Source organism: Rhizobium sp. SVR5-2C, from assembly GCF_056755115.1.
Genome location: NZ_JBNDHT010000133.1, coordinates 1 through 20,168, shown reverse-complemented (window position 1 = coordinate 20,168; position 20,168 = coordinate 1). Strand labels below are relative to the sequence as shown.

Annotated in this window: 18 protein-coding genes and 2 pseudogenes; 16 read left to right on the top strand and 4 right to left on the bottom strand. The window is 60.3% G+C overall.

All coding sequences use genetic code 11. The annotated features are described in order from the left end of the window. The 5 genes from ACPYOI_RS28185 to ACPYOI_RS28165 form a co-directional block, all read left to right on the top strand. On the top strand, positions 1–203 hold a 203-nt coding region (locus ACPYOI_RS28185), incomplete at its 5' end, for a hypothetical protein (protein WP_481423645.1). A gap of 140 nt (positions 204–343) precedes the next feature. Continuing rightward, positions 344–553: a cold-shock protein gene (locus ACPYOI_RS28180; protein ID WP_168834216.1), complete on the top strand. Its 210-nt coding sequence runs from the start codon at positions 344–346 to the stop codon at positions 551–553. A 151-nt stretch (positions 554–704) separates the two neighbouring features. Then, a complete protein-coding gene (locus tag ACPYOI_RS28175; RefSeq protein WP_481416759.1) occupies positions 705–1,085 on the top strand; it encodes a DUF6481 family protein in 381 nt (126 codons plus the stop codon). Positions 1,086–1,093: 8 nt separating this feature from the next. After that, positions 1,094–2,119, top strand: a complete 1,026-nt coding sequence (locus ACPYOI_RS28170) for a fatty acid desaturase (RefSeq protein WP_481416760.1) — start codon at positions 1,094–1,096, stop codon at positions 2,117–2,119. 72 nt (positions 2,120–2,191) lie between these two features. After that, positions 2,192–2,485 (top strand): hypothetical protein, encoded by a 294-nt coding sequence (locus ACPYOI_RS28165; RefSeq protein WP_205927458.1) that lies wholly within the window; start codon positions 2,192–2,194, stop codon positions 2,483–2,485. A gap of 231 nt (positions 2,486–2,716) precedes the next feature. Here the strand turns inward: ACPYOI_RS28165 and ACPYOI_RS28160 are convergent, their stop codons facing one another. Further along, the gene (locus ACPYOI_RS28160) at positions 2,717–3,148 is read right to left on the bottom strand and encodes a DUF4168 domain-containing protein (protein WP_481416778.1); all 432 of its coding nucleotides are present in this window, start codon (positions 3,146–3,148) and stop codon (positions 2,717–2,719) included. A 311-nt stretch (positions 3,149–3,459) separates the two neighbouring features. After that, positions 3,460–4,296 carry an alpha/beta fold hydrolase gene (locus tag ACPYOI_RS28155; RefSeq protein WP_481416761.1) on the bottom strand — a complete coding sequence of 279 codons (837 nt, stop codon included), beginning with the start codon at positions 4,294–4,296 and terminating at the stop codon, positions 3,460–3,462. Positions 4,297–4,569: 273 nt separating this feature from the next. Here ACPYOI_RS28155 and ACPYOI_RS28150 point away from each other — a divergent pair, with 273 nt between their 5' ends. Continuing rightward, entirely contained in the window at positions 4,570–4,938 is a 369-nt protein-coding gene (locus ACPYOI_RS28150) for a cupin domain-containing protein (RefSeq protein WP_481423646.1), read from the top strand. A 300-nt stretch (positions 4,939–5,238) separates the two neighbouring features. Here the strand turns inward: ACPYOI_RS28150 and ACPYOI_RS28145 are convergent, their stop codons facing one another. Next, positions 5,239–6,963: a hypothetical protein gene (locus tag ACPYOI_RS28145; RefSeq protein ID WP_481423644.1), complete on the bottom strand. Its 1,725-nt coding sequence runs from the start codon at positions 6,961–6,963 to the stop codon at positions 5,239–5,241. A gap of 537 nt (positions 6,964–7,500) precedes the next feature. Here ACPYOI_RS28145 and ACPYOI_RS28140 point away from each other — a divergent pair. Genes ACPYOI_RS28140 through ACPYOI_RS28120 form a run of 5 tightly spaced genes read left to right on the top strand, consistent with a single transcriptional unit; the run spans position 7,501 to position 12,494 of the window. After that, on the top strand, positions 7,501–8,031 hold the full coding sequence (locus ACPYOI_RS28140) for a Na+/H+ antiporter subunit E (protein ID WP_481416765.1): 531 nt from the start codon (positions 7,501–7,503) through the stop codon (positions 8,029–8,031). Further along, on the top strand, positions 8,024–8,284 hold the full coding sequence (locus tag ACPYOI_RS28135) for an MrpF/PhaF family protein (RefSeq protein WP_481416766.1): 261 nt from the start codon (positions 8,024–8,026) through the stop codon (positions 8,282–8,284). Before ACPYOI_RS28140 ends, ACPYOI_RS28135 begins: the two co-directional genes overlap by 8 nt. A 5-nt stretch (positions 8,285–8,289) precedes the next feature. Beyond that, complete coding sequence (gene mbhE / locus ACPYOI_RS28130; RefSeq protein WP_481423643.1) at positions 8,290–9,012, top strand: hydrogen gas-evolving membrane-bound hydrogenase subunit E; 723 nt, start codon at positions 8,290–8,292, stop codon at positions 9,010–9,012. A 24-nt stretch (positions 9,013–9,036) separates the two neighbouring features. Beyond that, on the top strand, positions 9,037–9,405 hold the full coding sequence (locus tag ACPYOI_RS28125; RefSeq protein ID WP_481416769.1) for a sodium:proton antiporter: 369 nt from the start codon (positions 9,037–9,039) through the stop codon (positions 9,403–9,405). Continuing rightward, complete coding sequence (locus tag ACPYOI_RS28120) at positions 9,399–12,494, top strand: complex I subunit 5 family protein (protein ID WP_481423642.1); 3,096 nt, start codon at positions 9,399–9,401, stop codon at positions 12,492–12,494. The genes ACPYOI_RS28125 and ACPYOI_RS28120 overlap by 7 nt, the downstream gene beginning before the upstream one ends. A gap of 65 nt (positions 12,495–12,559) precedes the next feature. On the opposite strand, the gene ACPYOI_RS28115 is transcribed toward ACPYOI_RS28120, so the two are convergent. Then, positions 12,560–13,147 carry an alpha/beta hydrolase gene (locus tag ACPYOI_RS28115; RefSeq protein WP_481416779.1) on the bottom strand — a complete coding sequence of 196 codons (588 nt, stop codon included), beginning with the start codon at positions 13,145–13,147 and terminating at the stop codon, positions 12,560–12,562. A gap of 358 nt (positions 13,148–13,505) precedes the next feature. Here ACPYOI_RS28115 and ACPYOI_RS28110 point away from each other — a divergent pair, with 358 nt between their 5' ends. From ACPYOI_RS28110 to ACPYOI_RS28090, 5 genes and pseudogenes are all read left to right on the top strand, one after another. Beyond that, on the top strand, positions 13,506–14,612 hold the full coding sequence (locus ACPYOI_RS28110; RefSeq protein ID WP_481423641.1) for an efflux RND transporter periplasmic adaptor subunit: 1,107 nt from the start codon (positions 13,506–13,508) through the stop codon (positions 14,610–14,612). Then, the gene (locus ACPYOI_RS28105; protein WP_481416773.1) at positions 14,609–17,698 is read left to right on the top strand and encodes an efflux RND transporter permease subunit; all 3,090 of its coding nucleotides are present in this window, start codon (positions 14,609–14,611) and stop codon (positions 17,696–17,698) included. The genes ACPYOI_RS28110 and ACPYOI_RS28105 overlap by 4 nt, the downstream gene beginning before the upstream one ends. Positions 17,699–17,800: 102 nt before the next feature. Beyond that, a pseudogene (locus ACPYOI_RS28100) lies at positions 17,801–18,093 on the top strand (DUF1269 domain-containing protein); the annotation flags it as partial. 131 nt (positions 18,094–18,224) lie between these two features. Further along, on the top strand, positions 18,225–19,268 hold the full coding sequence (locus ACPYOI_RS28095) for an AI-2E family transporter (protein WP_481416774.1): 1,044 nt from the start codon (positions 18,225–18,227) through the stop codon (positions 19,266–19,268). 325 nt (positions 19,269–19,593) lie between these two features. Next, positions 19,594–20,168, top strand: a pseudogene (locus tag ACPYOI_RS28090) (AraC family transcriptional regulator); the annotation flags it as partial.

Sequence of the window (20,168 nt, the reverse complement as noted above, 5' to 3'; positions counted from 1 at the left end):
CAGGCGTCGTCCTCGAACTTAGAGCGAATGCGTTCAGCTTCTCATCGGTCGCCTCCAACGCTTGGTCAGTATGGGAGTTGCCAGTTCATCCGCAGTGTAAGAATGCGACGCTGCGGATTCGTCGCCGTGAAGGCACCGCAACCCGTGATAGAAAACGCCAATTCGCGAAACAAAAAGTTGACACCTCAGCCTCCGCGATGTAGTAGCGAGCATCGATACTTTGTTTGCCGATATTTGTTTTTGCTGCGCCTTGCGCTTCGTAACGAACTTCCCCTCTCAAAAGTCGAAAATACCCGCTGTGCGTCGCCCAGCGGTGATCAACGTTGCTATGAAAGGGTTTGTTATGACCGCTGGCACAGTTAAATGGTTCAATGCCACTAAAGGCTTCGGCTTCATTCAGCCCGACGACGGCAGTGCGGATGTGTTCGTTCACATCTCTGCTGTTGAGCGGGCCGGCATGAGCTCGATCGTCGAAGGACAGAAGCTGGGCTACGAGCTCGAGCGCGACCCGAAGTCGGGCAAGATGTCCGCAGGCCGGCTCCAGTCCGCGTGAGCTTAAGCCTATCATGACCGCGGATGTACCGGCATGGCGGGCACGAGTTGAAAAGGTCAGGCGTGTGCCTGGCCTTTTTTTGTAGTAAGGCCCAAACCGCGATGAATGCCCTTTTCTATTCCCGACTTGAAAATCCAACTAGGAAGACACGTTGAGACACCCGAGCGACAACGGCTTTGCCGAAAGACGGAATTCCGCAGCGGAAGCCAAAAAGCAGCTTCTGGCGAAGTTTGCGTCTGCCCCGAAATCGACCGATCCCGCGATGCGGGAACGACTTGCTGCACGCGAAGCTATTGCTGCCGCCAGAGAAGCACGTCGCGCCGAACGCGAAGCATCAAAGAAGGCGGAACACGAGCGTGTTCTGATAGAAGCGGCGGCACTGGCGGCTGCTGCGGAAGCCGACGAACGGGCCGAGGCAGAAGCCCGGCAGGCCGTAATCAACGATCGCATTTCTCGGGTCGTCGCCGATGAGGCGGCGCGCAAAGCGGAACGTGACCGTCGATACGCGGCACGCAAGGCCCGCAGAGGCTGATCGAATTCATGGAAGCTAGCGTCAACACGCCCACCGATTCTGCCGAAGATGTTCGAGCGTGGCTGAAGGTTCTCTCCGGATACCGCCAGCCTCGCATCGGGCGGAGTGGCTTTGAGCTTCTGGTTACGGTCGTCCCGTTCGCCGCGTTTTGGGCTTGCGCATCCATATCTCTCTCCCAAGGTTTCTGGCTCGGACTGCTATCGGTCGTTCCGGCATCCGCGTTTCTTCTGCGGCTGTTCATGATTCAGCACGATTGCGGACACGGCTCGTTCTTCGCCCGTCGGGGTCTCGACGATTGGACGGGGCGTGCCATCGGTGTTCTGACGCTGACCCCCTATGATTACTGGCGACGGGCCCATGCCGCCCACCACGCATCAGCAGGAAATCTCGACGAGCGGGGCACGGGCGACATCACCACGCTGACGATCGCTGAATATCGCTCCCTCCCGCGTTTGAAGCAGCTCGGCTACCGCCTCTACCGGCATCCGCTGGTGATGTTCGGCATCGGTCCCGCCTGGCTCTTCCTTTTCAAGCAGCGCTTACCCTTCGGAATGATGGGCGACGGTCCCATGCCGTGGATCTCCACCATGGCGACCAATCTCGCGATCGCAGCCCTGGCGCTCGCCATGATATGGTCCGTCGGACTTGTCCCGTTTCTCGCGATCCACCTGCCGATCGTGATGTTGGCGGGAGCGGCGGGTGTGTGGCTCTTCTACGTTCAGCATCAGTTCGAGGAAACTCACTGGTCGAAAGGCGACGAGTGGCGGTTTGCCGAAGCTGCACTTCACGGTGCGTCCCACTACGATCTGCCGCTGGTGCTCCGGTGGATCACCGGCAATATCGGCATCCACCACGTTCATCACCTGTCGAGCAGGATCCCGTACTACCGGCTTCCTGAAGTATTGCGAGACCACCCTCAACTGGCAGACATCGGCCGCATAACATTATGGGAGAGCCTGCGCTGTGTCAGGCTCGTGCTCTGGGATGAAACCAAGGGGAAGCTGATATCCTTCCGGGAAGCAGCGAACGCTTGATTCACGAAATCTGAGCAGACCGCGAATGCAAATCGCAGTGCGCCAAACTAATCATACCTCAAGGACCGAACATTGCAGACGATCACGCTTACGCCGACCCAGATCAGGGGCCTGAAACTTGCCAAGGATGGAGATCTGTTTCCCCAGGATGCCAAGAAATGGACCCATCTGAACGCCACCGTCACCTATGCGAAGACAGACAGGTTTAAGGAACGGCCGCGGAAGGTCAAATTTTTGACCACTGCGACTTTGGAAGAGTTGAAAGAATTCGGCTTTCTGCGAAGCCTCAACCCGGATTCCACGGATCAAGAAAACGGTCATGGTATTACGATGGCGGGTAAAATCTGGCTTCTGAAGAACATCTAGCCGTATCCCGCTGTGGGCTGCCAATGGCCGCCGTTACGCATACGCGACGGAAGTCCGATTTCGATCCGGACCAACCACACCCGCGCCCGGCTGTGCCCCGCCGCGCATTTGCCAGCCGGAACAGCACTCATCTGAAGCAAGCAATGCCCGCCAAGCGGCGGGCATTGCTCTTGTAGTGATCTGCAGGGCGTCCGTTGCTGCGCGTTCGTGGCGACCTACGGACCGTGCAGGTTATTGCTGCGACGGTGCTGGATTTCCCATCTTTTCTTGAACCTTCTTGGCCAAAGCAGGGTCGTTCTGCGCAGCCTTCAGAATCGATGTGTACTCCTCGACAGACATGTCCGGAGAGGCTTCAAGGGCCTTAACCATCTGCTCGCTGGCTTCGGCCTGCAGCTTTTGCTTCGCCCCTTCGTCCGACGTCGCCCCAATTTTGGCCGAATATTCCTGCCTGACCTTGTCGACTTGCAGATAGGCGACAGCAAAGGCCTCGAGTTTCTGATCGCTGACGGCCGCAGCCGCACCGTTGCCATCCGCCTGCCCTTGCATCGGCTGCTTCTGTTGTGCCTGGGCCACTTCCGATGCGGACGCCGGACTGAAAATCATCAAACTGAAGACCGCAGCGGTCAACGTTGCAAGGGGTGTATAACGAGTGATCATATTCATTCCTCTGTAACGTGATTTGATCGGCAGCAAGACCGCCTTGGTCAATCACTCAGCCATTAGAAGGCCGAGTGAGTTTGTGACGATGGGATGTTTAAGAGTGTTTCGTGCGGCGGCACCGCGGCCATTTGCTGACGATTGAGCGGCGGCTTTGTGTTTATCGACATGTCGGCAGGCGCGTCCCATTGCGGCGCTGCACTATCCGCCGCGGCCGTACTGAAGGATGAGGTGCTTAGGCTCCGTATGCGCCGACTGATTGTTTGCTCCAGGCTGACAGCCGGCGCGGAGTGCGCGCCGGCCGGAGTGCTACAGTGCTACGCCTTCACGAAGGCCAGTAAGTCAGGGTTCACTACATCGGCATGGGTGGTGCACATGCCGTGCGGGAAGTTCTTGTAGATCTTGAGGGTGCTGTTCTTGAGCAGCTTGGCGGAGAGCGGAGCTGAATCCGCGATCGGCACGATCTGATCGTCGTCGCCGTGCATAACCAGGGTGGGCACGTCGATGATTTTGAGGTCCTCGGTGAAGTCGGTCTCCGAAAACGCCTTGATGCCTGCATAGTGGGCATTGGCGGCACCCATCATGCCCTGCCGCCACCAGTTCTGGATGACCGCGGGAATTGGCGTCGCTCCGGGCCGGTTAAAGCTATAGAAGGGACCTGAGGGCAGATCGACATAGAACTGTGAGCGGTTAGCGGCGAGCGCGCTGCGAAGACCATCGAACACGTCGATCGGCAAGCCACCTGGATTCTTCTCGCTCTTGACCATAATGGGCGGCACCGCCCCGATGATGATCAACTTGGCGACGCGACCGGCCGGCTGCCCGTGACGGGCGACATAATGCGTCGCCTCCCCTCCACCCGTCGAATGGCCGATGTGGATCGCATTGCGCAAATCGAGGTGTTCGACGAGGGCGGCTACGTCCGCAGCGTAATGGTCCATGTCGTGGCCATTGCTGACCTGGGCTGATCGTCCATGGCCGCGCCGGTCGTGAGCGATGACGCGATAGCCGTGCTGGAGGAAGAAGAGCATCTGGTTGTCCCAATCGTCCGCGCTCAGCGGCCAGCCATGATGGAAGACAATCGGCTGGGCATCCTGCGGTCCCCAGTCCTTGTAGAAGATTTCGACGCCATCGCGTGTGGTGACTGTGGCCATTGTTTGAATCCTTTCGGAGGTAGTTGCGGTTGATTGGGCGACGGCAGAGAAGCTTGGAAGCATTGTCAATGCCGCCACTCCGAGACCGAACGCGAGAAGATCGCGTCGGACCGGATCAGGCGGTTCATGTGAAATCGTGTCTGTCATTAACAGCATTGAACTGACCAAGGAGCCGAACCTGCTGACCGGTTCTGCATCGGCGAATTCATCCTCGTCTTATTTGTTGATAGAACAAAGGCAGTATTGGCTATAGAATTGGGACCATCCATCTACATGCGTCCAGGAATCTGTCGTGACCGTCCAAAACGCGCCGAACGATGCCCTGTCGGACGTGCTGGCCTCGTCGATGCGCAGGCCATCGCGCCCATGAGGCTGACCGCCGGAGGGGATTGGGCAGTTCGCTTCGCGGAGCCGGATTACATCAAGTTCTACGCTGTTCGTCGCGGTTCATTTTGGCTCATCACGAGAGATGGCGGCTCGCCGCAACGGCTCGCGGAAGGCGACTGCTTCGTCGCTGTTCGCAGAGAATTTATACTTGCGAGTTCGCTGGAGGCGCGATCGGTTCCGGCTGCCGAAGTCTTCAGTCGCCGCTGGCTATCATGGCCCGCTCGTCAGGAGCTTCTCCCCCGGGGCGACTTGTGACGATCTGAACCTAGTCCTGTGGACATGGGAAGAAAGTACTCCGGCTCGGCTTTGCCCTGATCGATGACGAGAATCGTCTGGGTTGACCCGAACAGACCGCAGGCAAGTAGCCAGGAAATCATCGTCCAGAATGCGGCACAGCCACTTCTGCGGGTCTACGTTCTTCCTGCAGTTGGTTGGTGCCGCGACTCGCGCGCGACTAACTGATTATCCAGAGCAGGAGGTCGAGATCAACGTCGCTCGTTGGGCCTGCGCTGATCTGGCGCTTCTGAGGGGACGGCCGACGCTCAAGCCGCTGGGCTATTTCGATTTGACGAGCCCCGAGAACCCGGCGACCGCCAGCAGGCTTAAGGCCCAGCCGATGACGGATTGGAGGAAATAGTAATTCAAGGTGAATGTTCCGTTGGGCTTGATCGAGTCCGGCCGCCAATATTCCCTTTGTCCGATGGATGCCACCGGCAGGAGAACGTCCAGCGAATACATCAGCGCGTTAAACTCCGGATAGCTGGCTGCTTCCGGCTGATTGCGAAAGCAGGAAAGTTGGTTCTCTCCGGCGTCCGCGCGTCCGGTCAGGACCTGTCCGCTCGACGGCATGAAGCGGCTTTCGGTCCGTTCAAGATCGCACATCGTCCATTCAGGTGAACGCAGGACCACAGGACTGTTCGGTTTCATCGCTCCAGTCCGATAGGCTATTGCGAATACGACCGTGCCCATTGCCCAGAACAGCATGAGCCAGACCAGCGCCAGAAGGGGCTGGCGTCCGTAGCGAAGGGTTATTGCGAGAACGCCGTCCATGGTCGCCAGGGCGACGCGAAGCAGCGGACTTTTTGCCCGAGCGCGCCGTGCCCGCCGCTGCAACCGTTCCTTGGTAATCAGGACCGCGCGGGCGTCCTCATCATGGCCCATCTGCCGCAGCACCGTTGAAAGATGTTCATAAGGCTGCGGCCAGAAATCCGCTTTCCAGCGGTCCGGCGTTTGGCGGGACAACCAGTCGAGCCGGCTTTCCGCATCCACCGGCCCACCGATGAAGGCACCATATTGGCAACGGTTCAGCAACAGATCGCCGATTTGCGGCCAGCTTGCCTGGTCATCGTCGATCGCCCCCATCGTCGTGGCCGTGAGATCGAGCGTACCGATAACCGACGCGTTCTGCCGCAGGAAGAAGGCGCCATCGATCGTGGTGCGGTTGAGCCTCAGTGCATAGCCGCCGGGCTGCGAGAGCGATGCCGAAGTGCAATCGACGTCCCCGCCGAAGCGGGCGCCCAGCACGCGGACTTCTCCGACAATGGTCGCCCCCCGCAAGGCAAGGTCGCCTCCTGCCACGATCCCGTCGCCATTCAAGGCAACTTCGCCCGGGCGCTCGATGCGCGCGCCGACTGCATTGACGTCGCGACTAAGGCGAACCGCTGAAAGATCGATGCCGCCGCGCACATCTGCGCCGCGCAATAGAATGCCGCCTCGGGTTTCCAATCCATCGGCATCAAGCGCGAGGCCGCCAGGTGAGGCGATCGACACGCCATCCGCCTCGAGGCTGCCGCCTAGGCGCGCGCCCGGAAGCCGGACTTCGCCGCTTACCATTGCGCTGCGCAATGAGAGGCAACCACGCGCTTCGAGCCGTTCGGCCTGCAATCCGGGCAAAGCCGAGCCGTCCAGGAACAAATTGTCGATGATGGCGGAGCGCAGCACCGGCGAGGCTTCGAAATGGCAGTCCTTGAGCCCGATATCGCGCGGAACCCGGCACCCCTCGAGGTCGAGAATACCGGTTATCCAGGCTGCGCTCAGCCTCACCCCCTTCTCATGCGAGCGGTAGCTGTCGTTGCCAAGAATGAGAAGGCGCAGAAGCTCGGCGCGCACGGTTCGTTCGGGGTCTTCCTGCTCCGGACGCAAGCCGTCACCCAACCTGTCGAAATCGCCCAACTGCAGATGCGCAACAACCTTGGCCTCGGCGGCGCTGAGAGGATGGAAACCGGCCAGGCTGGAGGCGACGGGAACGGCAGATCCGGTGGCCGGTGCTTTCTCGTTCATAAGCCCGGTATCCGGTTGGCCCCGGTTGCAGACTTTCGCCGACCGGTTGGCCTTGAGGTCTTCCCAGATCCCCGTTCCGGTTGGGAGGCGATAGAGGCGGGTCTGCTCATACTATCTTTCCCTGCGATCGCGCTCAGGCAAGCAATCCAAACAGCCGATGCCGCGAGCATGCTTTCCAACGGTGCCCGCTTCGACGGTAGGACAATTCGATCACGCGGCGAATGTCCCGTTCGGTGGTCGGTATTGTGAGTGATTGATTTCGCCGTTTTCAAGACGGGTCAATAGCTGTCGCCTGTCGCAAGGGCTTTTGGCGTCGAAAAGCGCGAAAATGCCACGACATGTCGGACCGGCAGCAAAGTTTCTGGATTCACTGCCGATCACAGCTCGACCCATGCGATGCTAAGATCTCGCCACAATGCATCAGTGCCCATCCGGACCGGCTCTTGCGCCGCATCGGAATGAGGTAGCGGGGGGCATGAGTTTCTCTGCATTGAGTGCGCGCTATCGTTCCTTCTTCACCAGCCGAAAGCCTGCGCGATGCCGGAAGACCATGGGACAACGCAGCGACGCGTCGCGGGATTGCCGCAGAGCCTAATTCTTCTCTGGGGATTTTTGTTTGTTGTCTGGCTGGTGGTCAATTCTTCGGTGGAGCCGCCAATCATCGCAACCGGTGCGCTGGGGTCACTAGCCGTGGCCGCGATATTCGTGCGTCGCGGCGATGTCTGGCGGATCGGGCTGACGCCGCGCAAGGTCTTCCATTTTCTCGCTTATACCGGCGTCTTCCTGGTCGAACTGGTGAAGGCGAACATCAACATGCTGCGCTACGTCTATGCGCCCCGCATCGATATTCGCCCCGGCATCGTCAAGGTCAGGATGCCGCTCAAATCGCCGATTGGGCGGCTGGCTTTGGCGAATTCGATCGCGCTGACGCCCGGCTCGCTGGTCATGGACCTCAGGGGCGATACCCTCTTCGTTCATTGGCTTGATGTCGGGACCACCGATCCGGAGGAGGCGACGCGGGTGATCATCGGCCCATTCGAAAAGCACTTGGAGGCGGTCTTTGGCTGAGATCATTCTGCAGATCGCCGTCGTCCTGATCTTCTTCGGCATCGTCTTCGGCGTGTTGCGGCTGGTGATCGGCCGGATGGCGATCGATCGGGCGGTGGCAATCGATATGCTGACGGTGGTGACGATCTCGCTGATTGCTCTTTACGCTCATATTTCAGGACGCTTCGTCTATCTCGACGTCGCCCTTGTCTACGGGTTGCTGAGCTTCCTGGCGGTCCTCGCCATCGCCCGCTTTCTGGAAAAGAGGCCGTAACCGTCATGCTGGAATTGCTGATCCTATTGATGTGCGGCAGCATTCTGGTGAGTGGCGTCCTTGCAGTGATGCTCGATAACCTCATGGCGGCGATGGTCAGCGCCGGACTGGCAAGCCTGTTTGCGGCGGCGTCTTCTTATCTGACTGAGGTTCCGGCTGATCTCGGGGCCCCCAATGTCGTGACCGGAATTTTGATTTCATTTCGCGGCTTCGATACGCTGGGAGAGGTCGCGGTGCTGTTCATGGTGGCGGCAAGTGTCGGCCTGCTCCTGGCGAGTGAAGCGGATGAGAAGCCGCTTTCGCGTCCCGTTGTCCGCGGCAAAGAGCAGCAGCCGAGCGAGTTGGTGCGGAACGGCGCGGAGGTGGTGCTTCCACTCATCTTCCTTTTTGGCATCTATGTGATCATCAATGGCCACCTTTCGGCTGGCGGGGGCTTCCAGGGGGGCGCGGTCGTCGCCTCGGGTGTGATGCTTATGATGCTCGCCTATCCCACCGGGCCGATTCATCACGGTTTTCTAACCATCACGGAAACGCTTGCCGGCGTTTTCTATGTCTCCATCGGCATCCTGGGCATGGTCTTCGCCGGTGGCTTTCTCGACAGCCATATCCTGCCGCGCGGCAACTTCGGGACTCTGTTCAGCGCCGGGGCCATTCCGCTGATATCGACCCTGCTCGGGATCAAGGTCGGCGCGGAATTGAGTGTCATCATCGACCGCTTCCGAAGCTGAGCCGCGGGCAAACGGGGGATCGTCATGGGACTGCCGATATCACAGATACTTCTCACGACAGGATTTCTCCTCGTGCTCATCGGCTTCTGGGGCATGCTGAAACACCGCAACATCCTGCGCATCATCATCGGCTTTTCGCTGATCGATACCGGCATGCACATCGTCCTGGTGGCGACCGGCTACATCACCGGCGGCACTGCTCCGATCATCGATGAGGCGCTTGATATCACGGAGGCGGCCGCGCGTGCGGTCGATCCAATTCCCGCGGCCCTGGTCGTCACCGCCATCGTCATCGGCTTTTCGGTGACAGCGATCATGCTGTCCTTCGCGATCCGGCTCCACGCTGTGCGAAAAACCCTTTCGATCGACGCGCTGACGGAGTCGAGATGGTAGACAGCCTTCTTCAGCCGCTGAACATTTTCCTGCTCGGCCTCGGCGGCGGCTTCCTCATTCCCTTGCTGTCTAAAATCGCCAAGCCGCTGCCAGCGGCAGGATTTATCATCGCCCTTGTGGGAATGACCGTCATTTCAGGCGTCTGCCTCTGGCGAGTCCATCATGGCGGATCGACCATTGAGGTGCTGACCGCGGGCAGCGTGCCGCCGTTTTCGATCAACATGCGTTTCGGCCGCTGGGAGGGCTTTTTCTGCGTCTGCGTCAATGTCATCGCGATGCTCGGGGCGTGGCATCTTTGGGAGCGTCTGCGCCCGAGCTATCCGGCCCTGTTGCTGTACCTGATCCTGATCATGGGCATCAACGGCATGGTCATGACCCGCGATCTGTTCAACCAGTTCGTTTTCCTGGAGATCGTCTCGATCGGCACCTATGGGCTTCTCGGGTTTGAGCGGGCGCCGGCGGCGCTTGCGGCGAGCTTCAAATACATCATGGCCACGGTACTTGCCTCATCTTTCTTCCTGCTCGGTGCGGGCCTGCTCTATCATGTGACCGGCACGCTCAATATCGACGATATGATCGCTAATCGCGCGCTGATTACAGGCCCGGTCGGCGTGACGGCACTACTGTTTGTTCTCTCCTGCCTTGTGCTCGAGCTGAAACCCTTTCCGGCAAACGGCTGGGGGCTCGACGTCTATGAGACCGCCAACAGCGGGATTGCGGCGCTTGTCTCCGTCGGGGTTTCGGCCGGCGTGTTCTTCGCGCTCTTCAAGCTGCTGCCGCTTTTTGAAGATCATCTCGGCATCCTTGCCATCTCGGGCGGGACAACCTTCCTCTTCTCCAATCTTGTCGGCTTGAGGCAGACCAACGTGCAGCGGATGCTCGGCTATTCCTCGATCGCGCAGATGGGGCTTCTCATGCTCGCGCTTGCGCTACTGCACCAGCTTGACGCCGAGCAGGCGCTGCCGCTGGTCGTCGGTGGGCTGTTCATCAACCATCTCTTTGCCAAGGCCGGTCTGTTCTGGCTCTCCGGGATCGTCGAGCGCCGCGAGATCGACGGCTGGTCCGATGTCGCGGGCAATCCCTTCGTGCTTTCCATCCTTGCGACGTTCCTGGTCGCAATTGCCGGCCTGCCGCCTTTTCCCGGCTTCTGGGCGAAATGGGAACTGGTGATGCAGGTGGCGGCAGGCGGCCGATACATCTGGATCGCCGTCATCCTGGTCGGGTCGTTGCTTGAGGCAGCCTATATGTTCAGCTGGTTCAAGCATGCAACGCGCCCGCTGCCCGATGAAACGACGATCAGCCCGGCGCCGGGCAGGCTGGTGCCTGTGGTTGCCTGCGCCGCTTTGCTGTTTGCGAGCGGCTATGCCGCGGCGAGCCTGGCTGGAGCGGCATCGCTGCTGCTGGTCGCGCCGCTTGGCGTTGGCGCGGGTCTCTACGTTCTCGATTGGCTGCCCGGGCGGATCAAGTGCGTGCTGATGCTGGGGGCGGTGCTGGTTGTCGGTCTTTGGATCATTCACGATATCGAAGGTTTGCGCCGGCTGTTTGCCGTGCTCCTCCTTTCCGGCGGGCTGGTCGTTGCGCTCGCCAGCTTCTATCGCTCCGATCCTCGCCGCGGCTTCTACCCGATGATGGCGATCCTGCTGCTGTCGATCGACAGTCTGCTACGCGCCGCCACCAGCCTGGAGTTCTTCTTCCACTGGGAGATCATCACCCTCTCTTCCTACTTTCTGATAGCGCAGCGGCCCGGCGCCCATCCCTATGTGCTGCAGTTCCTGCTGTTTTCGCTGGTGTCGGCCTTCTGCATGCTTGCAGGCTTCGGCATTGCCACCAGCGCCAACGGCACAACGGCGCTTTCGGCATTTGCCACAGCCGGCCCCGATGCAGCTCCGGCCTTCATGTTCCTGGCGATCGGCTTTCTGATCAAGGCCGGCGCCGTCGGTGTTCATGTCTGGCTACCGGGTGCCTATGCCGAGGCCCACGATGGCCTGTCGGCGATGCTCTCCGCCGTCATCAGCAAGGTCGCGGTCTTCGGGTTGTTCATGGTCACCTATCTCGCCATTCGCTCCGAAGTCGGGCTCGAGATGGCGCATGTGATGGGCTGGATCGGCCTTCTGACGACGATCGCCGGTGCCGTGATGGCGTTTCAGCAGAGCGACATCAAGCGCATGCTCGGCTATTCCAGCATGAGCCAGATCGGCTACATCATCACGGCGATCGCACTGATGAGCCATCTCGGCTGGGTGACGGCGTTCTATCTCGTCGCCAATCATCTGATGGTGAAGGGTATCCTGTTTCTCGCCGTGGCTGGCGTCATCCTGCGAACCGGCACCAGGTTGTTCGATGAGACTGGCGGCCTTGCCGGAAGGATGCCGCTTACCTTTGCGGCCGTTGTCATTGCCCTGATCTCGATGTCCGGCCTGCCGCCGCTCGCGGGCTTCGGCGGCAAGTGGTTGCTGTTGAGTGCGATGACGGACAGGGGTTGGTACGGCCTTGCTGTCGTCGGCGTGCTGGCGACGTTCATCGGCTTCCTTTACATGTTTCGCCTGGGCTATTCTATTTTCCTGGGGCCGCGAAAGCCGTCCGACGAAGCGGTGAGCGAGGCGCCCCTGCCGTTGCTCGTCCCGCAGTTCGTCCTGGTCCTGGCAATTCTTGTGCTGTCCTTCTTCCCGAAGCTGGTGATGGATCCCGTTTCCGCCGCAATCGACCCCTATTTCGCCTCGACGCTCGTTTGGCAGGGCATGTCGCTCGAGACCATCTATGGCTACTGGAACCCCGTTCCCGTCATGGCCTTCAGCGTGGCGTCCGCCGGCGTTCTGCTCGGCCTGTTCCTGCTGGTCTACAGAACCGGCCGGGGCCGCTCCCTTCCGGGGAGCACCGCGCATTTCTACAGCTTCTATCGATCCGTCTTTGCGCCGCTCGTCACACCTGTTGCGAATTTCGTCTGGGACGGCGTCTGCGATCTAACCCTCGGCCTGGCGGGACTCGTACGCAGAATCTACACCGGCAACGGCCAGACCTATGCGCTCTACGTGCTCTATTATGTGTTTGCATTGTATCTGCTCGGCACATTGGGACTCGCCGCAGGCTGAGGGTGGAGGCGAGGCATCACTGCCGTAGAGTGAAGGCTGCGTCGGACCAATTGCGCGAGGTCCGGTTATTGCCTGGCGACGGCTTGCGCCATCCCCTCCAGAATACGGCTTGGAAGAAAGATCACCAGCCTTGCCGCTCCCTCGATAACGGATGCACCGTCGGCGAGCATGGTCTGTCCCACTGGGGCTTCATCTTCTCTGAGCACGCTGCGCATCAAGGCATCGTTGTTCACGACATCCATCAGCGTCTGCGAACTGGCAAAGACGCTGTGGCGCCCGCCATCGATGTCCGAGACATCGATAACGGCGATCTCATTCTTTTGAAGGATGGCGATCTCGGAGCCGCTGCCGACGCGCGGATGCCCACCAGCCAATCGCCGGGAAATCCCGAGAGCGCGATCGCGGCGTGAAACGACGATCGTGAAGGGTCGCGGGATATCGCCGATGTCGTCAAGCTGGCTCAGGAAGACGTCAACGTCGATGTCGGGTGCCGCGAGAACCACGCCACCCAGGCGCTTCAGAGTGCTGGTGCGGCCTCTGAGAGCCAGATCCCGCAGGGCTTCGGTGACGACATAGGCACCCATCGAATGTCCGACCACGACGATTCTCTTCGCGTTGGTCTGTGCGGCCGTACCCGGCGAAGTACTCCGCAGTTCTAAGCTATTCGTGGCAGGTGTGGAAGATCAGTTATCACCGCATCCAGAGTTTCGTGGTTCAGACGATAGAACTACGGTGTTTCAATCCTGCAGGGAGAGAGCTTCACTCTGCAATCGACTGCGAAAATCTGGACGTCAGGCCTTGTCGCGGGATTCTATGCTGATCACTTCGCTTCTTGAAGCGCACTATAGTTCTAAGCGGAGAACTGCGCCTTCGGGTTCTGGGACAGCCGCTGGCCGATCAGGGCGCTTAAGAGAGCATCATCGTCGCGTTCCTGCTCATGGCTTCCACCGCTCGCGCTGATCACCATGACGGACGGATTGATGACGGGCGCATGTTGGGGGGAAATCGCACATGAAAAGACACCTTGCTGCATCGAAATCCCGCGCAACGTTCGGCGCGTGTGCCGCAGTGCTGGCTGCCTTTTTCCTGGTTGGCTGCCAACGCGAGGATGAGGCCGAGGAGCGGCCGCCCAGGCCCGTCAAGACCGTTGCTGTTTCGTTCAATCCCGAGGATACGTACGGGTCGCTTGTCGGAGAGATTCGGCCACGCACCGAAACCAGCTTGAGTTTCCGGCAGGGCGGTGAGATCCGGGAACGCGACGTCGAGGTTGGCGACCTCGTGGAGGTTGGAACCGTTCTCGCCCGCCTTGACGCCGAGGACGCGCAGGACGCGCTGCGCAAGGCGGAAGCGAATGTGTTTTCGGCCCAGACCCAGTTCCAGAACGCCGAGACGGAGCGGGCACGGCAGCAGCAGCTTTACCCGCGCACATCGACGCGTCAGGCATTCGAGGCGGCCATCGCTCAGGCGAACATGGCGCAGGCTGGTGTCGACGCTGCCCAAGCAGGGCTGCGGATCGCCCAGACCAATCTCGACAATCGCGTCCTGAAGGCAAACGCTGCCGGAGTCGTCACCGCGATCGGTGGCGAAGTTGGACAGGTTGTCGGCGGTGGTCAGATGGTGGTCCGCGTTGCGCAGCTTGGGACACGTGATGCCGTCTTCCAGGTTCCCGAAGCGACGATCCAGACCACCGGCGGCGACGCGCGCGTCGACGTGCAGCTCCTCAGCAACGCCAACATCAAGGCGACGGGAACGGTTCGCGAGATCTCGCCGACCGCAGACCCGATCACGCGCAACTTCACGGTCCGCGTCGGGCTTGACACGGCGCCGGACGAATTCCGTTTCGGCAGTGCCGTACGCGGTACGATCCGGCTTTCCGGCGAGCCCACGGCGCGGCTGCCGATCACCGCGTTGTTCAGCCAGGGCAACCAGAGCGCCGTATGGATCGTCGATGCGGCCAGCAAGACGACCAAGCTCGTGCCGGTCGAGGTGCATCGCTTTGACGCGAAGGATTTCCTCGTGACCCAGGGTCTTTCAAGCGGAGACAACGTCGTCGTCGCCGGCGTACAGCAGCTCCGTCCCGGCATGCCTGTTCGCTTGCTCGAAGGAAGCGCAGAATGAACGAGGGCTTCAACCTATCGGGCTGGGCGATCCAGCGGCAGAGCCTTATCATCTTCCTCGTGCTTCTGAGCGCCGTTGCGGGCATTCTTGCCTATATCAATCTGGGGCGCGACGAAGACCCGGAGTTCACCTTCAAGACGATGATCGTCTCCGCCGGATGGCCGGGCGGGACGATTGAGCAGACGACCGATCAGATTACCGACCGTCTCGAGCGGACGCTCGAGGAGGTGCCAAACCTCGACAGCCTGCGCAGCCTGACAACAGCGGGGCAATCGGTCATCTACGTCACGCTCGACGATGCGACGCCGCCCGATCAGGTGGGCGAATCCTGGTATCAGGCCCGCAAGAAAGTTGGTGATATGGTGTCGACGCTGCCCGCGGGCGTGCGTGGGCCGTTCTTCAACGACGATTTCGGCGACACATTCGGCATTATCTACGCTTTTACCTCCGACGGGTTTAGTGATCGCGAGGTGCGCGATTGGGTCTACGAGGCGCGCAACCGCCTGCTTAAACTCGACAATATCGGCAAGGTTCAGCTGCTCGGCACGCAGGATGAGACGATCTATATCGAATTCTCTACCGAGCGGCTGGCAAGCCTCGGCCTCAGCTTTGCGACCGTGATTGGCACGATACAGGCGCAGAATGCCGTCTTGCCGGCGGGTCTCATAACCTCCGCGCAGGATCGGACCATCCTGCAAGTGTCCGGCAGCCTTTCCGACGAGACCACGATCCGACAGTTGAACATTCCCACAGCATCCGGTTTCGTGCGCCTGGGCGATATAGCCGGCGTGGTACGGGGAACGGTGGATCCCCCCCAGCCACGCTTCCGCGTCAGGGGCAAGCCGGCGATCGGCATCGCCATTTCCATGGCGTCGGGCGGCGACATCCTGCAACTCGGCCAAAACATCGACGCGACGATGCAGAGGCTGGAGGACGACCTGCCGATCGGCATCAACCTGACGCATGTGGCGAGCCAGCCGACGGTGGTCAAGACTGCGATTCGCGGGTTCACGACATCGCTGGGTCAGGCGGTGGTCATCGTTCTTGGTGTCAGTTTCCTGGCTCTCGGGGTGCGCGCCGGCATTGCGGTGGCCGTCTCCATTCCGCTTGTCCTTGCATTGACCTTCCTGTTCATGAACATCACCGGCATCGCCCTGCAGCGCGTCTCGCTCGGTGCGCTGATCATCGCGCTGACGCTTATGATCGATGACACGATGGTGACCGTCGAGACGATGATGGCGAAGCTCGAACAGGGCTACGATCGCATCCAGGCGGCCTCGCATGCCTATACGTCAACCGCATTTCCGATGCTCGCAGGCACGCTGGTGACGATTGCCGGCTTCATTCCGGTGGGCTTCGCAAGCAGCTCTTCGGGCGAATATGCGCGGTCGCTGTTCCTGGTGATCGGCTTCGCGCTTATCGTGTCCTGGCTGGTGGCCGTGCTCCTGACCCCGATCGTCGGTCTTGCCGTCCTCAAATCAGGAACCGCAACGGGTGAGAAACAGGATGGCGCGTTGATCCGTAGCTTCAAGAATTTCCTCCGTGCCTGCATGCGGATGCGCGTCGTGGTGGTCCTTGCCACCGTCGCGATGTTTGTTGCAGCGCTTATCGGGTCGTCCGCCATGAAGCGGCAGTTCTTTCCGGCTTCCGACCGGCCGGAGCTTATCTTGCAGCTGACCCTGCCGCAGAGCGCATCGCAGGAAGCCACTGCTGCCGATGTGTCGAAAGTCGAAGAGGTCCTCGCCGCCGACGAGGATGTTGCCGACTGGAGCTTCTACATAGGCTCCGATCCGGTACGCTTCTATCTGTCGATGGATCTTCAGGCTCCCGCGCCGTCCCGCGCCCAGGCGGTGGTGATCGCCAAGAGCGTCGGCGCACGCGACGCGCTTCAGGCACGCCTGCAGAAGGCGCTTGACGAAAGGCTTCCCGACGACATCGTGCGCGTCTCGCCGCTCGAAATGGGGCCGCCGGTCGGCTGGCCCGTCCAATACCGCGTGAGTGGGCCGGATATTCCAGGTGTTCGCAATGCCGCTTGGCAGGTGGCCGATGCGATCAGCAAGGTGCCTGGCGTCGTTCAACCCAACCTCGACTGGAATGAACCGGTCCGCAAAATCATCATCAACGTCGACCAGGACCGCGCCCGGCTGGTAGGGCTCAATTCCTCCGTGATTGCCCAGACGCTGTTTGCCACGGCCTCCGGCCTTCCCATCACGCAGGTCCGGGACTCGATTTACCTCATCAATGTCGTTGCCAGGGCAACGGCTGAGGAGCGCGTCGATATTGGAACGATCCGCTCGTTGCAGATCCCGGTCGGCCCCAATCATACGGTGCCGCTCTCGAGCATCGCCACGATCGACTACCAGACGACACAGCCCGTCATCTGGCGTCGTGATAGCTCAACCACCATCACTGTCCAGGCGGATACGGCCGAAGGTGTGACGGCTGCCAGTGCCGTTGAGGCTGCGGCCGGCAAGATCGATGAGTTGCGCCAGGCCAACCCGCTCTACCCGATCGAGGTCGGCGGTGCGGTCGAAGGCGCCGAAGATGGGCTCGCCGCTGTCGTCGAGATGCTTCCGGTGATGGCGGTCATCATCCTGATCGTGCTCATGTTCCAGCTGCAGAGCGTCCAGCGGCTGCTGCTCGTCATCAGCGTCGTGCCCCTTGGGCTGATCGGCGTGGTGCTAATCATGCTGATTACCAATACGCCGGTGGGATTCATCGCCGTTCTCGGGATGATCGCGCTGATTGGCATGATAACCCGAAACTCTGTGGTGCTGATCGATCAGATCGACCTTGCGATCGAAGAAAACGGCCGGGAATGGCGGAGCGTTATCGACGTCACTGCGCGGCGCCTGCGGCCGGTTTTTCTGACGGCGGGCTCGACTGTCCTCGGTATGCTGCCGATCATCCGTGATCCGTTCTGGTCGCCCCTTGCCTTTACCGTCATCGGCGGTCTGGTGGTGGCCGCGGCGCTGACACTGATCTTCCTGCCGGTGCTCTATGTGCTGTGGTTCCGCATTCCCGCCGAGGCCGAGACCGCCAAGGCAGAGGCTACCGCGCCGGAGCCGGCCACGGCTGGGAGGTGATGGATTCGGGCAAAAGAAAGAGACGCAATGCAAAACCGCGGGATTCCTCGCTAATTTCTTCGGTAAATTCCCGGCTATGATTCGACGTCGGTGCTGCGTCAGCTGATCGGCGTTCTGTTTCTCAATCCGCTGTTTGGCGTGGCGGTGGGTGCCGCCTCCAGCGCCATCGGCGGCGCCTTGACCGATATCGGTATCAAGATGCCTTCATGAAAGATCTCGCCTCCAATCTTCAGCCGGGCAACGGCGCGTTGTTCGTGCTGATCAAGGAGATGACCGCGTACAAGGTGCTCAAGGAAATACCGCCCTATGGCGGCGTTGTGCTCAAGACCTTGCTCGATGAAACGAAGGAAGAGGTCTTGCGTGACGCGCTGCAGAAGGCAACCGCGGCCGGCTAGTTTCCAACGATCAAGCGTCCGGACGCGCGGGATTAGGCCGGACGCCGACCGTTCCGTGTGGCGGCGGGGTCGAGCTCGGATTTTATGGGACGGAGCTTGGAAAATGGAAACAATGTTCTAGGGGCGCGAGTATGCAAGAAGCAGGCGGCAGTCGCATGGTCGGTTCGGTAGCGACCGGTATCCTTGTGCTCGCTTTGCTTTACGTCGCGCAATCGATCTTCGCGCCGCTTATCTTTTCCTTGTTCGTCATTGCGCTGGTCTGGCCGTGTCAAGCCACCTTGCAGCGCTGGCTGCCGAAGCTCCTGGCACTTCTGATCACGCTGATCGTGACCATGGTTGCTATTGTCGCCATCGGGTCTGCAGTCGCGTGGGGCTTCGGCAAGCTTGCGCAATGGCTCTTCGTCAACGCCGACCGCTTCCAGACGATCTATATCGACTGGGCAAACTGGCTGGAAGGGCACGGCCTCGCTGTCGCGGGCCCCTTGGCAGACCGCTTCGATGTTGCCTGGCTGGTTCGCTTTGTCCAGGGAACGGCTCTCCGGGTGAACAGCTTCGCCGGTTTCGCCGTCTTGGTCTTCATTTTCATCATGCTCGGCCTGCTCGAGGTGGAAGATTTCAATGCACGCCTTATGGCGCCCGCAGCCCAGCCTCACGGAATGCGCATCCTGACGGCCAATCGGGTGATTGGTGCAAAACTGCGCCGCTTCATGATCGTGCGAACGTTCGCCAGTATCCTCACTGGATTGGTCGTCTGGCTGTTTGCGCTGGGCGCGGGACTTGAACTTGCGGCGGCTTGGGGCGCAATCGCATTCGCGCTTAACTACATCCCTTTTCTCGGGCCGTTCGTCGCGACCGCGCTTCCGACGCTGTTTGCCATCGCCCAATTCGATTCGTGGCAGGCGGCGGTCGTCATTTTCGCGAGCCTCAACGTGATCCAATTCATCATCGGCAGTTACTTGGAACCGCGGCTAACTGGAGCTTCGCTGGCAATATCCCCCTTTGCCGTTATCTTTGCGGTGTTTTTCTGGAGCTTCATGTGGGGCATTTCGGGCGCCTTCATCGGCGTGCCTATCCTTATTGCGTTCACTGTGTATTGCGCGGGCACACCGTCGGGAAAGTGGATCGCGACGCTGCTGTCGGGCAGTTCAAAGGCTGACGCAGATCGTGGGTCGTGAAGCAGCATCAGCAGCGCGCGACTGATCTATTTTGGCGCGAGGACAACGTGAGGCCCCTGCAAGACAGGTCACCAGACCTTCGTGCATCTGACAGTTGAGAAGAGCAGTCGAAAAGGTTAAATTGCGGGTAGGAGGCAAAGCGACTGCCAGGGGGCACGTCGTAACATACTGAGCCGACTGCTGAGGGGTCCCGTGGAATAATATCTGCCCCGGGCAAAAGAAAGGTCGCCTCAGACACCTGCGGAAAACAAATCGCTTACTCAACGACCCCAGCATAACAAGCGGGCCGATCGCGTGTTGCCATCGGCCAACTGGAGGTGATGCGATGACAACCGAAGATGTCCTGACGCATGCCACGTTGCTTGAGAGGCAACTCGACGGTGAGAGGCTCGAAACCTCGGCTTACGAAGCAGCGGGCGAGATGCCGGTCATGGGGAGGGCATCGTATTTGCCATCCTTTGAATTTTCGACCGAGGGGCTGGCGCGATCGGACCAGTTTGCCGCGTGGCGCAATAGCTTCGCGGCCATGCTTGAACTAACCGAGGTCGAACCAACGACAACCGACTTCAGGGGCCGACAGAAGCTTTGGGATCTCGGCAGTCTTGTCCTTGCCCAAATCAGTACTGACAGCCTCGAATTTTCCAGCCTGCCGGGACATGTTCGGCGGGATCCGGTCGATCACTGGACAATGACTGTTTTGCTGTCCGGACAGATCCGGACTGATGCCGCAAGAAGTGCGTTTACCGCGGGTCCCGGTGAGGTTCAGATCCATTCCCTTGGTGGCTGCTTTACCGGCGTTGTCGACAGAAGCGAGATGCTCATCCTCTTTGTGCCGCGGGACCTCTCGCTTGAAACCGCGGCCACGCTTGGCTCGGCAGAATTCTCCACGTTGAGCACCGG